The sequence below is a fragment of the Tenacibaculum bernardetii genome, assembly GCF_029125915.1.
GTDB lineage: Bacteria > Bacteroidota > Bacteroidia > Flavobacteriales > Flavobacteriaceae > Polaribacter > Polaribacter bernardetii.
Window position 1 is genome coordinate 1 of the sequence record NZ_JAQJCU010000005.1, and the last position, 14,331, is coordinate 14,331.

A 14,331-nucleotide genomic window follows, 5' to 3' on the forward strand; every position below is an offset into this window, starting at 1 on the left:
GAAGCTTAAAGAGAGAAGTTTAAGAAAGTTTATTTTGTTGAAATAGAGATTGCTTTACTTTGTTTGTAATGACAATTCATACGTCATTACGAGGAAGTATGACGAAGTAATCTTTTTACTAGAGAAGCTTAAAGAGAAGTTTAAGAAAGTTTATTTTGTTGAAATAGAGATTGCTTCACTTTGTTCGTAATGACGAATTTTATACGTCATTACGAGAAAGTATGATGAAGTAATATTTTTTATCAATTTACAGATTGCTTCACTTCGTTCGCAATGACGAAATTTAGATATCATTATGAGAAAGAATGACGAAGTAATCTTTCAAATCAAAACAATAAAGAGTAGTTTTAAGAAAGTTTATTTTGTTGAAATAGAGATTGCTTCACTTTGTTTGCAATGACGAATTCTATACGTCATTACGAGGAAGTATGACGAAGTAATCTTTTTACTAGAGAAGCTTAAAGAGAGAAGTTTAAGAAAGTTTATTTTGTTGAAATAGAGATTGCTTCACTTTGTTCGCAATGACAAAGTGTTATCTGAAAAATTCTTTCGAATTTTCCCAATGCACATCCATTTCACCTAAAGTCATGTCAGAAAGTTCCTTGCCTTCTTTTTTAGCAGCTTCTTCTAAATATTTAAAACGGTTAATAAATTTTTTATTCGTTTTTTCTAAAGCATTTTCGGGATTCACTTTAATAAAACGCGCGTAGTTAATCATAGAAAATAACACATCTCCAAATTCTTTTTCGATGTTTTCTTGATTATTTGCTTTTATTTCTTCGTTTAGCTCAGCTATTTCTTCTTGTACCTTTTCCCAAACTTGTTGTGGTTCTTCCCAATCAAAGCCAACACCAGCAACTTTTTCTTGAATTCGACTTGCTTTTACCAGTGCAGGTAAACTTTTAGGAACACCTTCTAAAACAGACGTTTTTCCTTCTTTTAGCTTTAGTTTTTCCCAATTCTTTTTTACTTCTTCTTCATTTTTAACTTCAACATCACCATAAATATGTGGGTGGCGGTGAATTAATTTATCAGAAATAGAATTAGCAACATCAGCAATATCAAAAGCTTGTTTTTCGCTACCTATTTTAGCATAAAAGACGATGTGTAATAACACATCGCCTAATTCTTTTTTTATTTCTTGTAAATCATTGTCTAGAATAGCATCTCCTAGTTCGTAAGTTTCTTCAATAGTTAAATGACGGAGACTTTCTAAGGTTTGTTTTTTATCCCACGGACACTTCTCACGAAGTTCATCCATAATATCTAACAAACGGTTAAAGGCGTCTAATTGCTGCTTACGAGTATTCATGATTTATTTTTCTTCTTCTTCGGAAGTTGCTACTTTATCTAAAGAACTAAAGTCAAATTCCGACTGTGCTAAAGTATTATACCATTGAATTACTTTTTTAATGTTAGAAGCATATACACGTTCTTCGTCATAACCTGGTAAAATTTCACTAAAATAAGCCGTTAATTTTGCATTGCTTTCTTTGTGAGAAATTCCTTCTTTACCATCTTCTTTATCAGCCATATTTTTAAGTACAACAGCTAAAGGCACTTCTTCTTCGTATGTATAAATTGCAATGTTTTCTAATAAACTAACATTGTGTGTTGCTGTAATAGGAAAACGCTTTCCATCTACAATAGATCTTACGATTACCCCTGTTTTTGTTTGAGATAAGATTTGAAATAATCCTGGTTTACCAGTAACTGCAATAATTTTATTAAATTCCATATTATAATATTTTTAATGTCTTGATAGACTATTTTCTTTTGGCATTAGGGAAGCGCATTCTGTAACCAGCTTGTACTTTTCCTTTTGATATGTTTTCTAATTTCTTTTTGATCAACCTCTTTTTTAATGAAGAAAGTTTGTCTGTGAATAAAACACCATCAATATGATCGTATTCATGCTGAAAAACACGCGCAGCTAAACCGCCTAAAACTTCAGTGTGCTTTTCGAAGTTTTCATCTTGATACTCGATCGTAATTGTTTCTTGACGAAAAACATCTTCACGAACATCAGGAATACTTAAACAACCTTCGCTAAAAGCCCATTCTTCACCTTCTTCTTTAATTATTTTTGCATTTATAAAAACGCGATTAAAGGTTTCTAAAACTTTTCTATCTTCTTCTGATAAATCTTCATCATCTGCGAAAGGAGAAGCATCAATTAAAAACAAACGAATGTCTTTTCCTATTTGCGGAGCGGCTAAACCTACACCTTGTGCATTATACATTGTTTCTTTCATATCGGCAATTAGTTTTTCTAACTGCGGATACTCTTTATCGATCTCTTTTCCTACTTTACGTAATACGGGATCTCCGTAAGCAACAATGGGTAAAATCATTTTTTAAATTTTTTAAGGATTGCGAAAATACAAAGAATCGTTTGTCTATAAAATTATTTGTTGTACAAATACGACTGTAAAATGATTGTAGCGCTTATTTCGTCTACTAAAGCTTTGTTCTGACGTTGTTTTTTATTCAAACCGCTATCAATCATTGTTTGAAAAGCCATTTTAGAAGTAAAACGTTCATCTTCTCTTTTTATTGATATAGTAGGAATAGCTTTTGCTAGTTTCTGTAAAAAAGGTAAAATCAAAGCTTCACTTTCACTATCAGAATTGTCCATTTGTTTTGGCTTTCCGATAATAAATAACTCTACATTTTCTTTTTTAATATATTCTTTTAAAAAAGGAATTAACTCTTTGGTACTGATAGTTGTTAACCCTGAGGCAATAATTTGCAATTCATCAGTAACAGCAATACCTGTTCTTTTTTTTCCGAAATCTATGGCTAAAACTCTTCCCAAACTAGTTTGTTTTTATGCAAAAATACAGATTTTAAACATGCTACAAGCATCTGTTTAAAAAATGTATCTTCGCATTATATTGAATTAGAGATTTTATATTTGTAGAAAATTATAGAAATGACAGAATTACAAGATATTATAGAAAAAGCATGGAATGACCGTGATTTATTAAAAGAAGAAAACACGATTAATGCGATTAGAAAAGTTGTTGATTTATTAGATGCTGGTGAGTTACGTGTAGCAAAACCAACTGATAATGGGTGGCAAGTAAATGAATGGGTTAAAAAAGCGGTTGTGTTATATTTCCCTATTCAAAAAATGGAAACTTTGGAAGCTGGTATTTTTGAGTACCATGATAAAATTCCGTTAAAAAGAAACTTTAAAGAAAAAGGAATACGTGTTGTGCCAAATGCTGTAGCAAGACATGGAGCATATATTTCTGCAGGAACTATTTTAATGCCAAGTTATGTAAATATTGGTGCTTATGTAGATGAAGGTACAATGGTGGATACTTGGGCAACAGTAGGTTCTTGTGCACAAATTGGTAAAAATGTACATTTATCAGGTGGAGTAGGAATTGGTGGTGTTTTAGAGCCTCTACAAGCTGCCCCAGTTATTATAGAAGACGGAGCGTTTATTGGTTCTCGTTGTATTGTTGTTGAGGGAGTTAGAGTAGAAAAAGAAGCCGTTTTAGGTGCAAACGTTGTATTAACAATGAGTACAAAAATTATTGATGTTACTGGTGATGAACCTGTCGAAATGAAAGGTGTAGTTCCTGCTCGCTCAGTAGTAATTCCAGGTAGTTATACCAAAAAATTTGCAGCAGGAGAATATCAAGTTCCTTGTGCTCTAATAATTGGTAAGCGTAAAGAAAGTACTAATAAAAAAACTTCGTTAAATGATGCTCTTAGGGAGTATGATGTAGCGGTATAATTTAGTTTTATGCAAATAGATGCAGTAATTACTTGGGTTGATAGCTCTGACGAGGCTTGGAGGGGTAAAATTAATGAACACATAGATAAAAAGATTGATTGGAATAACAAAAAAGACTCTACAAGATATAACTCTATAAATGAAATAGAAATATCAATAGTGTCTATACTTAAATTAGCAACCTTTATTAAAAATATATATGTAGTTACAGATAATCAACAACCAAAAAATTTTGAGAATCTAAAGAAAAAAGCTTTGAGTTTGAATGTTAACATAGAGTTAATTGATCATAGCATAATTTTTATGGGATATGAAGAGTATTTACCAACATTTAATTCACAAACAATTGAAACAATGCTTTATAGAATACCAAATCTCTCAGAGCATTTCGTGTATTTTAATGATGATATGTTTTTAATAAATAAAACAAAACCTTCTGATTTTTTTATTGATCAATATCCTGTTTTAAGGGGAAGATGGTTAGAATTTGATGAACATACATGGTATAAAAGACTATTGAATTCGAATAAAAAGAAAAGAATTTTTTGCCATAGGTATGTAAAAGAAGATACAGCTAAGGTATTAGGGTTTGACAAGCATTTTAATATTCACCATACACCATATCCTTTAAGAAAAACTACAATTCATTCTTTTTTTGAAGAAAATCCTAAGTTATTAGTAAATAACATTAAGCATAGATTTAGACATAAAGATCAGTTTCTTTTACAAGGTTTAGCTAATCACATAGAAATAAAAAATGGAACTTGTACTTTAACTAAAAGTTTATCACTTTTTTATACCCATAAATATAATTGGTATAAGATTTTAAAAAAAACTGTTAAGACTGATTTAAAAGAGGATAAAGTATTGTTTTTATGTCTTCAAAGCCTAGAGACTATTAGTAAACGAAAATTAAGATTTTTACTAAAATGGATTGATAAAAAATTAAATTCTAATTTTGCAGATGATGTATAAAATATTTGTTTTAAATTAAAAGTATAACATGGATATAGATGTAGTAATTTTATGGGTAAATAGTTCCGATGATGTTTGGAGAAATAAAATTAATCAATATTTAGAAAATAAAATTGATTGGGAAGACAAAGAAGAATCTACAAGGTATAATTCAATAAATGAAATAGAAATCTCGATAACATCTGTAATAAAAAACGCTTCCTTTGTAAGGAATATTTTTTTAGTAACAGATAATCAAAAGCCTAAAAATTTCAATGAGTTAAAAGAATTAGCTGAAAAAAATAATATTAATTTAAAGTTAATTGATCATAAAGATATTTTTATAGGGAATGAAAAGTATCTACCAACGTTTAATAATAGAAGTATTGAAGCTTTAATATATCGTATTGAAGATTTATCAGAACATTTTCTTTATTTAAATGACGATTTTTTTATAATTAATAAAACAATACCTAGTGATTTTTTTATTGACGGTGAACCTATATTAAGGGGACATTGGAAATCAAATAAAGAATTTACTAGCGCTAAATTTAATTCTATTGAAGGAGAAGCAACTCATCAATATGCAAAAGAGTATTCAGCAAGTATATTAGGTTTTAAAAAATATTATAATTTTCATCATACACCTTACCCTCTAAGAAAATCCACTATTCAAACTTTTTTTAATGAAAATAAAGATTTACTAGAGAAAAATTTAAAATATAAGTTTAGAAGTAAGGACCAATTTTTATTACAATGTTTAATAAACCATATTGAAATAAAAAATAACACAGCTGTTTTAAAAAGTGAATTAGCTTTGACGTATACTCATGATTATAGTTGGTATAAGATTTTAAAAAGAACTTTTAAAACTGATTTAAAAGGAGATAAAAAAAAATTCTTATGTCTTCAAAGTCTTGAAACCGTGAACAAGCGAAAATTAAGGTATTTATTAAAATGGATTGACAAAAAATTAGATTCCAACTTTGTAAATGAACTTTAATAAAATTTTAAATACCTTAAAGCAAGGTAAAACAATCCTCTACCCAACAGATACTGTTTGGGGTATTGGCTGTGATGCTACAAATGAAGTTGCTGTTAAAAAAATATATAAAATTAAAAAAAGAGAAGAATCTAAAAGTTTAATTATTCTAGTTTCTTCTATAGAAATGCTAAAGGAATATGTTAAAGTTGTTCCTCAAATAGCATTGGATGTGTTAGAAAATACAACAAAACCAACTACAATCATATATCATAGCCCTAAAAACTTAGCAAAAAATACAATTGCTTCAGATAACACGATTGCTATTAGAATACCAAAAAATGATTTTTGTTTGCAATTAATAAAAGAGTTTGGTAAACCTATTGTGTCTACATCTGCAAATATTAGTGGTGCATCTACACCAAAATCATTTATAGATATAAGTAAATCGATTTTAAAAAGTGTAGATTATGTGGTAGATTTGCAGGAAGATAATACAACAGAAAAATCATCTACAATTTTAAAGATAGATGGTGATTCTGTTATTGTGATAAGAGAATAATTAGATGCAAGAACAATATTTTAAAGAAGCAATTTCTGCTGAAATATTTCAATATATAAGTAAAGCAACCGAAGAATTACAATTAGAAAGTTATGTAATTGGTGGTTTTGTACGAGATTTCATTTTACAAAGAGGTACTGCAAAAGATATAGATGTCGTTGCTGTTGGTAGCGGAATTGAGTTAGCAGAAAAAGTAGCTTCGCTATTACCAAATAAACCAAAAGTTCAGATTTTTAAGACATACGGAACAGCAATGTTACGTTTTCAAGATGTTGAAATAGAATTTGTAGGCGCTCGTAAAGAGTCTTATACAGAAGATAGTAGAAATCCTGAAGTAATACCGGGCACACTTAAAGATGATCAAAACAGGCGTGATTTTACTATAAATGCTTTGGCTTTGAGCTTAAATAAAGAATCATTTGGACTTTTATTAGATCCTTTTGATGGAATATCAGATTTAGAAGCTAAAATAATTAAAACACCTTTAGATCCTGATATCACTTATTCTGATGATCCGTTGCGTATGATGCGTGCTATTCGCTTTGCTTCTCAATTAAACTTTGTAATTGAAGCAGAATCTTTAAGTGCCATTGCTAAGAATTCAAAAAGAATAAATATTATTACGAAAGAACGAATAATTGTTGAATTAAATAAAATATTAGAATCGACTAAACCTTCTGTAGGATTTTTACTATTAGAACAAACAGAACTTTTAGAGCGAATTATTCCTGAATTAACAGCATTAAAAGGAGTAGAAGAGGTAGAAGGACAGAAGCATAAAGATAATTTTTATCATACTTTAGAAGTGGTTGATAATATATCAGAAAATACTGAACATGTTTGGCTTCGCTGGGCTGCTTTATTGCACGATATTGGTAAAGCACCAACAAAACGTTATCATAAAAAACAAGGTTGGACGTTTCATGCACATGAATTTGTAGGTTCTAAAATGGTTTTTAAATTATTTAAACGCTTAAAAATGCCATTGAATAACAAAATGAAATTTGTTCAGAAAATGGTCATGTTAAGTTCTCGACCAATTGTGTTAGCAAGTGATGTAACAGATTCGGCTGTAAGAAGATTAGTCTTTGATGCAGGTGAAGATGTAGATAGCTTAATGACGTTATGTGAAGCTGATATAACAACTAAAAACTCAAAGAAGTTTACGCGCTATCATAAAAACTTCGAACTTGTTCGTGAAAAAATTAAAGAAGTAGAAGAGCGTGATAAAGTTCGTAATTTCCAACCACCTATTACGGGAGAAGAAATTATGAAAGCCTTTAATTTAAATCCATGTAGAGAGATAGGTCAGATTAAAGAAGCCATAAAAGAAGCTATTTTAGAGGGTGAAATTCCTAATGAACACGAAGCCTGTTATCAATATATGATAGAAAAAGGTAAGAAGTTAGGTTTAGAAAATAATTAAGAAGTTATAAGTAATAAAAAAGGGAAGTTTTTAAAAACTTCCCTTTTTTATTTATGTTAATGATTGCATTGTAACAAGTTTAAAATACTCTCCTTTCTTGACAAGTAATTCCTCATGTTTACCTTGTTCTACAATTCTTCCTTTTTTCATTACAACAATATTATCAGCTTTTTGAATTGTTGATAATCGATGCGCAATTATTAAAGAAGTTCTATTTTTCATCATTTTTTCTAAAGCAACCTGAACTAATTGCTCAGATTCTGTATCTAAAGCAGATGTTGCTTCATCTAGAATCATTATAGGCGGATTTTTTAAAACAGCTCTGGCAATTGCAATTCTTTGCTGTTGTCCTCCTGAAAGTGAGCTACCGCGATCTCCTATTATTGTATTATATTTTAGTGGTAAATCTTTAATAAATTCTTCAGCATTTGCTATTATGGCGGCATCTTCAATTTCTTTTTCTGTAGCAGATGGTTTACTTAATTTAATATTATTAGCGATAGTATCATTAAACAAGGTTGAATCTTGAGCAACAATACCAGTTAAACCTCTTAACGATTTTTTAGAAATATTTTTTATGTTATTTCCGTCTATAAGAATATCACCTTTGTTAACATCGTAAAAACGAGTAATTAAATTTGCAAGTGTAGATTTTCCACTTCCAGATTGCCCAACCAATGCTACTGTTTTACCTTTAGGTATTGTTAATGAAAAATCTTCTAATACATATGTGTCATCATACATAAAAGAGATATTCTTAAATTCAACCGTATTATTAAATTCAGTTAATTCTTTAGCGTTATTAATATCTGTTAATTCATTCTCAGTATCTATAATTTCAAATATTCTTTGTGCCGCAGCATTTCCTATTTTAATATTATTATTAGCCTTTGCCATAGCCTTAGCAGGCGTAAGTATATTATATGCAGCAGCCATAAAACCGATAAAAGTTCCTCCCAATAAGGTTTCATCAATCAAAACCATTTTACCACCATACCAAAGAAGGCCAGCAATCGTAATTACACCTAAAAATTCGCTCATAGGGCTTGCTAGCGTTTCTTTTTTACTCATTTTATTAGATAATAAGCGAATGTCTTCTGTTTGAGTATTAAACTTTGAAGAAAATAATTGTTCAGCGTTAAATGCTTTGATAATTTTTAAACCAGAAATACTTTCTTCTAGAATACTTAAAAGACCACCAATCTTATGAGAAATTTCACCAGACTGTTGTTTTATTTTTTTACTTATAAATGAGATAGCTAAACCAGAAATAGGAATGAAAGTAAAAATAAAAATAGATAATTCCCAGCTTGTTGAAATCATAAAAAATAACGTAAAAACAATATTTAATGGTTCTCTAATAAAAGTTATAATCAAATTAAGGTATGAATTGTTAATTGTATTAACATCATTGGTACTACGAGCTATAATATCTCCTTTGTTTTGATTTGAGAAAAAGGCCAATGGGAGCGTTATTATTTTGTTGTAAATAGTTGTTCTTAGGTCTTTTAACACGTTGTTTTTTAGAAAAACCATTGCTAATTGCCCTAGGTAACCAAACAAATTCTTTAGCAAGAAAACTGCAACTACAGCTATTACTACATATAGTAACGTTGTTTCTTGTCCATAATTTTCATTAGTGTAAGTAACGAAGTAATTTAATAAATCACTTAGATAGTCTTTGTTTAATGATTCACTAAACCCCTTATAAATAGGTTTTAAATATACTTTAGGCGTTTCTCCAAATAGTATATTTAAAGTAGGCATTAATATAATGTATGATAGCGTAGTAAATAAAGCATACAAAATATTAAGAATAATACTTAATATTCCTAATGATTTATACGGTTTTGCGTATTTAAAAAAACGTTTTAAATAGGTCATTTACAAATTTAATTCTTTTATAATTCGTTGAATTTTTACATCTAATGCTTTTTCAATAGTTACGGCATTTTCTACAGTATCTAATTTTGATTTTACACTAAAATAAAACTTAATTTTAGGTTCTGTTCCGCTAGGACGAGCTGCCATTTTAGTTCCATCTGTAGTTTGATAAATCAATACATTAGATTTCGGAATATCCATAACCGTTTCTTCACCTGTAATTAAATTCTTTTTTATAGATGATTGATAATCGTATAAGTATTCCACTTTAGCATTGTCTATTTCAGTAAACGGATTCTTACGTAAATCAACCATCATTTGTTTGATTTGTTGCGCACCGTCCATTCCTTTTTTAACAATAGAAATTAAGTGTTCTTTATAAAAATGATGACGTGTATATAATGCCAACAATTCTTCATAAAAAGAACTATTATTTGCTTTTGCATTTGAAGCTATTTCACAAGCCAATAGGGCAGAGGTAACCGCATCTTTATCGCGAACAAAATCACCAACCATATAGCCAAAACTTTCTTCACCACCACCAATAAAATCTAATTCAGGGTAGTCTTTAATCATTTTAGCAATCCACTTAAAACCGGTTAAACCAACTTTAGTTTCTACACCGTAAGAAGTTGCAATTTCGTTTACTAAATTCGTAGAAACGATGGTAGAACCTACAAACTGTTTTCCGTTTAATTTGCCTTTATTTTTCCAATCATTAATTAAAAAGTCGGTCATCATACTCATAGTCTGATTTCCGTTTAATAATTTCATGTTACCTTCTAAATCACGCACAGCAATACCAATTCTATCAGAATCTGGATCTGTTCCTAAAACGATATCCGCATCAACTTTATTAGCCAAATCAACCGCCATTTTTAAAGCAGCTGGTTCTTCAGGGTTTGGCGATTTTACGGTAGGGAAACTTCCGTTAGGTTCTGCTTGTTCGGCTACAATATGAACTTGTGTATAACCAGCACGTTTTAAAACTTCGGGAATTAACTTAATGGCCGTTCCGTGTAAATTGGTGAAAACAATTTTTAAATCTTTACGACCTTTTACATTAAAGGTTCCGTTTTTAATCGATGCTTGCCAAAATGCTTCATCAACTTCATTGCCTATTGTAGAAATTAAATCTTCATTGGCATTAAAATTAACATCGGTATAAGCTAATGAATTTACTTCATCAATAATAGCGGTGTCTTGTGGCGGTACAATTTGTCCTCCGTCAGACCAATATACTTTATAACCGTTATATTCTGGTGGGTTATGTGATGCTGTTAATACGATACCAACATCGCAACCTAAATGATTTACGGCAAAAGATAATTCGGGAGTAGGGCGTAGATCTTCAAAAAGAAATACCTTAATATTATTTGCTGAAAATACATCAGCAACTACTTTAGCTAACCATTTACTATCGTGGCGACAATCGTAACCAATGGCAACTTTTATTTCTTTGTTAGGATACGTTTGATGTAAATAATTACTTAAACCTTGTGTTGCTTTACCTAAAGTATATTTGTTTATTCGGTTGACTCCTGCGCCAACAATACCGCGCATTCCGCCTGTACCGAATTCTAAGTTCTTATAAAATCGATCTGCTAAATCGTCAGAATTAGTGTCGATTAGTTGTTGAATTTCTTTTCTAGTTTCTGAATCGAATGTATCAGATAACCATAATTTTGCTTTGTTTAAAATCTCTTTCATGTGTCAAGTTAAAACGTACAAAGATACGCGTTTTAAAAGTTTATTTTTTCTTTAATCTTGTAGTGCTTTTGTTGCGTATTACTTTTAATAATTAATTCTCCTAAAAAACCTGCCAAGAACAATAAGGTTCCTAAAATCATAGAAGTTAAAGCAATATAAAACCAAGGATTATTGGTTACCAAAATGGTTTTTATACCTGTAGATAAACGGTATATTTTCATAATTCCGATAAAAAAAGCAGCAAAGAAGCCAAATATGAACATTAAGCTTCCCCAAAGACCAAAAAAGTGCATTGGTCGTTTACCAAATTTTGATAAAAATGAAATGGTAATTAAATCTAAAAATCCGTTTACAAAACGATCCATTCCAAATTTAGTAACACCGTATTTACGTGCTTGATGCTGTACTACTTTTTCACCAATATTATTAAAACCTTCGTTTTTTGCTAAAACAGGAATGTATCGGTGCATTTCGCCACTTACTTTTACTGTTTTTATTACTTCGTTTTTATAGGCTTTTAATCCGCAGTTAAAATCATTTAATTCTAAACCAGATGTTTTACGAGCTGCCCAATTAAATAGTTTAGAAGGTATGTTTTTGGTTACAACATTATCATAACGTTTCTTTTTCCAACCAGAAATTAAATCGAAATTTTCGGCAATAATTAAATCGTATAATTCAGGTATTTCATCAGGGCTGTCTTGTAAATCGGCATCCATAGTAATAACAACATTTCCTTTTGCTAAACTAAAACCAGCATCTAAAGCTTGTGATTTACCATAGTTGCGTTGAAAACGAATTCCTTTTACGGTGCTGTTTTTTGATGATAATTGCTCAATTACTTGCCAAGAAGTATCGGTGCTACCATCATCAATAAATATAATTTCATATAAATAAGTATTGGATTGCATAACTTTTGCAATCCAATTGTGTAATTCTAATAAAGATTCTTCTTCGTTAAGAAGTGGTATTACTACCGATATATCCATAGTATTTTGTGCAATAATTAAAAAGGTAAAGTTACAAAGTCTTTAGTGAACTTTATAACTTTACCTTTTTAAAGTATTCTTAATATTGCTCTTCTTCATTATTTTTCATTATTGCAGCTGTAATTGCAGAAATAATAAATCCAAAAAACGCAGACATACCTAAAATAAGTGCTCCAATCATAGCAGGGCTTTGAAAGTTTTTAGCAGATTCAGTAAAGTTTTCAACTTGTTCTTCTGTTAAGCCTCCATCTAACCAAGCTTGTTGTTGTGCTTCCATTGCTATTTGTTGAAAACCAGGATCAATAACATTCATGAAAAGTAATGTATAGATAACAGAAATAACACCACTTATCATAGCAATTCCCATACCTATTTTTAATCCTTGCCCCCATGACATAAAATTATTATTTCCTTCTTTAAACTTTTTAATGCCAATAACTAAAAAGACTATAAGAGCAATAAACCAAACTAAACTATTTATCCAATTAAGTTCAATTAAATTTCCAGTAGCCCATATTGCAAGATGTACAATACTACATACTCCACCTAAGTATAATCCGTAATTTAAAATAATGTTTTTACTGTTAGCTTGATTTTCCATGTTTGTGTAATTGATTTTTAGTTAGTTTAACAAATATATTATTTTGTTTTCGAATCGAGTTCTTTGAAAAAAAAGATTCTCAACAATGTATTAGTATTCAAAGAGTTAAAAATGTTACAAAAAAAAGCGTTTTTTTTTCATTGTTTTTATCAAAAAAGGCTGTAGATTTGCATCGGCAAGTCCTACACAACTAGCTCCCTTTGAATCCCCCAGGGCGGGAACGCAGCAAGGGTATTAGGTTGTAGCAGTGTGATGTAGGTAGCTTGCCTTTTTTTATGCCCTTTATTTTTTTAAATAAAGGGCATAATTGTTTTTGGCATTACTGTTTTCTCAGCGTTTATTATCTAAATGCAAAAAACAATTCTCTTTTTTATTTATCATTTATATTAATAGCACTTCTTGGGTGATGTAATTCTACTACTTCTTTTAAATAACTAGTATCTAAATGCACATAAATTTCGGTTGTTGTAATACTTTCATGTCCTAATAGTTGTTGTATAACTCGTAAATCTGCTCCGTTTTTTAATAAATAAGTTGCAAAAGAGTGGCGTAATGTATGCGGACCGATACTTTTTTTTAGATTGGTTTTTATAGCCAAATCCTTTAGTATAATAAAAATCATTTGTCGCGTTAATCGTTTTCCTCGCCTGTTTAAAAAAACGATATCCTCTTCTTCTTTCTTCGGATTAATTTTAGAACGAATCGCATCTATATAAAAATTTAAACGTTTTATGGTAGTATGATGTATGGGGACAAAACGGAATTTATTTCCTTTTCCTAAAACACGGATGTAACCGTCATTAAAAAATAAATCAGATAATTGTAGGTTGATTAATTCGCTTACACGCAAACCACAACTAAAAATGGTTTCTATAATGGTTTTGTTTCTTTCTCCCTGCGGATGACTTAAATCAATCGCAGCAATTAAGTTATCAACTTCTTGTTTTTCTAAAGTATCAGGAAGCTTGCGCGTAATATTCGGACTCTCAATTAAATCGGTAGGGTTGTCTTGGCGATAGTCTTCAAAAATTAAATAATCAAAAAAACTTCGCAAACCAGAAATTAAACGTGCCTGACTTTTCGAGTTGATACTTTTACTAGCGTCGTATATAAACTCCTGAATAATATCTGAAGTTATATATATAGGTGAACTTTTATTTTTAAGCACAGCAAGAAACGAAACTAGTTTTTTTACATCTCTATTATAACTATCAATAGAGTTTTTAGAAAGTCCTCTTTCTATTTTTAAATAGTTTGTGTAATCAGATGTTGCTTGCAGCCAGTTCATTAGATTTTTTCTTGATGAGCTATTATATTTTACGGTAAAATTAGTAAACAAAAAATTAAAAATAAGCATTTAAAAACTATATAGTTACATTGATAAAGTAGATGAATTTAGTTTTTTTAAAAAAAAAATTTGCCTGTCTTAAAAAAAGAAATATTTTTGTCGGACAAATTAATAAACAATAAAA

At 29.9% G+C, this 14,331-nt stretch carries 14 protein-coding genes and 1 other RNA gene; 6 read left to right on the forward strand and 9 right to left on the reverse strand.

The window, feature by feature from the left end:
* Positions 1 to 532: 532 nt before the first annotated feature.
* Genes mazG through ruvX form a run of 4 tightly spaced genes read right to left on the reverse strand, consistent with a single transcriptional unit; the run spans position 533 to position 2,818 of the window.
* The gene (gene mazG / locus P2G10_RS05245) at positions 533 to 1,312 is read right to left on the reverse strand and encodes a nucleoside triphosphate pyrophosphohydrolase (RefSeq protein ID WP_275315514.1); all 780 of its coding nucleotides are present in this window, start codon (positions 1,310 to 1,312) and stop codon (positions 533 to 535) included.
* Positions 1,313 to 1,315: 3 nt separating this feature from the next.
* Positions 1,316 to 1,738, reverse strand: coding sequence for a DUF5606 family protein (locus tag P2G10_RS05250; protein WP_275315515.1), 423 nt, complete (start codon positions 1,736 to 1,738; stop codon positions 1,316 to 1,318).
* Positions 1,739 to 1,766: 28 nt separating this feature from the next.
* Entirely contained in the window at positions 1,767 to 2,354 is a 588-nt protein-coding gene (gene def, locus P2G10_RS05255) for a peptide deformylase (protein ID WP_218772599.1), read from the reverse strand.
* A gap of 53 nt (positions 2,355 to 2,407) precedes the next feature.
* On the reverse strand, positions 2,408 to 2,818 hold the full coding sequence (ruvX, locus tag P2G10_RS05260; RefSeq protein ID WP_218772598.1) for a Holliday junction resolvase RuvX: 411 nt from the start codon (positions 2,816 to 2,818) through the stop codon (positions 2,408 to 2,410).
* 117 nt (positions 2,819 to 2,935) lie between these two features.
* Here ruvX and P2G10_RS05265 point away from each other — a divergent pair, with 117 nt between their 5' ends.
* The 5 genes from P2G10_RS05265 to P2G10_RS05285 are packed head-to-tail and all read left to right on the forward strand — an operon-like array spanning position 2,936 to position 7,675.
* The gene (locus P2G10_RS05265) at positions 2,936 to 3,751 is read left to right on the forward strand and encodes a 2,3,4,5-tetrahydropyridine-2,6-dicarboxylate N-succinyltransferase (RefSeq protein ID WP_275315516.1); all 816 of its coding nucleotides are present in this window, start codon (positions 2,936 to 2,938) and stop codon (positions 3,749 to 3,751) included.
* 9 nt (positions 3,752 to 3,760) lie between these two features.
* Positions 3,761 to 4,726, forward strand: a complete 966-nt coding sequence (locus tag P2G10_RS05270) for a hypothetical protein (RefSeq protein WP_275315518.1) — start codon at positions 3,761 to 3,763, stop codon at positions 4,724 to 4,726.
* A gap of 28 nt (positions 4,727 to 4,754) precedes the next feature.
* On the forward strand, positions 4,755 to 5,708 hold the full coding sequence (locus tag P2G10_RS05275; protein ID WP_275315520.1) for a Stealth CR1 domain-containing protein: 954 nt from the start codon (positions 4,755 to 4,757) through the stop codon (positions 5,706 to 5,708).
* Positions 5,698 to 6,249: an L-threonylcarbamoyladenylate synthase gene (locus P2G10_RS05280; RefSeq protein WP_275315521.1), complete on the forward strand. Its 552-nt coding sequence runs from the start codon at positions 5,698 to 5,700 to the stop codon at positions 6,247 to 6,249. The genes P2G10_RS05275 and P2G10_RS05280 overlap by 11 nt, the downstream gene beginning before the upstream one ends.
* A 4-nt stretch (positions 6,250 to 6,253) precedes the next feature.
* Positions 6,254 to 7,675 (forward strand): CCA tRNA nucleotidyltransferase, encoded by a 1,422-nt coding sequence (locus tag P2G10_RS05285; protein WP_275315522.1) that lies wholly within the window; start codon positions 6,254 to 6,256, stop codon positions 7,673 to 7,675.
* Positions 7,676 to 7,726: 51 nt separating this feature from the next.
* On the opposite strand, the gene P2G10_RS05290 is transcribed toward P2G10_RS05285, so the two are convergent.
* From P2G10_RS05290 to P2G10_RS05305, 4 genes are all read right to left on the reverse strand, one after another.
* Positions 7,727 to 9,559 carry an ABC transporter ATP-binding protein gene (locus P2G10_RS05290; protein ID WP_275315524.1) on the reverse strand — a complete coding sequence of 611 codons (1,833 nt, stop codon included), beginning with the start codon at positions 9,557 to 9,559 and terminating at the stop codon, positions 7,727 to 7,729.
* Positions 9,560 to 11,269, reverse strand: a complete 1,710-nt coding sequence (locus P2G10_RS05295) for a phospho-sugar mutase (protein ID WP_275315526.1) — start codon at positions 11,267 to 11,269, stop codon at positions 9,560 to 9,562.
* Between the two features lie 32 nt (positions 11,270 to 11,301).
* Complete coding sequence (locus P2G10_RS05300; protein WP_275315527.1) at positions 11,302 to 12,258, reverse strand: glycosyltransferase family 2 protein; 957 nt, start codon at positions 12,256 to 12,258, stop codon at positions 11,302 to 11,304.
* Between the two features lie 79 nt (positions 12,259 to 12,337).
* The gene (locus P2G10_RS05305; protein WP_275315528.1) at positions 12,338 to 12,859 is read right to left on the reverse strand and encodes a DUF4199 domain-containing protein; all 522 of its coding nucleotides are present in this window, start codon (positions 12,857 to 12,859) and stop codon (positions 12,338 to 12,340) included.
* A gap of 173 nt (positions 12,860 to 13,032) precedes the next feature.
* Here P2G10_RS05305 and ffs point away from each other — a divergent pair.
* Positions 13,033 to 13,131: signal recognition particle sRNA small type (gene ffs, locus P2G10_RS05310), an RNA gene on the forward strand.
* 98 nt (positions 13,132 to 13,229) lie between these two features.
* Here ffs and P2G10_RS05315 read toward each other — a convergent pair.
* Complete coding sequence (locus tag P2G10_RS05315) at positions 13,230 to 14,147, reverse strand: tyrosine recombinase (RefSeq protein ID WP_275315529.1); 918 nt, start codon at positions 14,145 to 14,147, stop codon at positions 13,230 to 13,232.
* Positions 14,148 to 14,331: the final 184 nt, after the last annotated feature.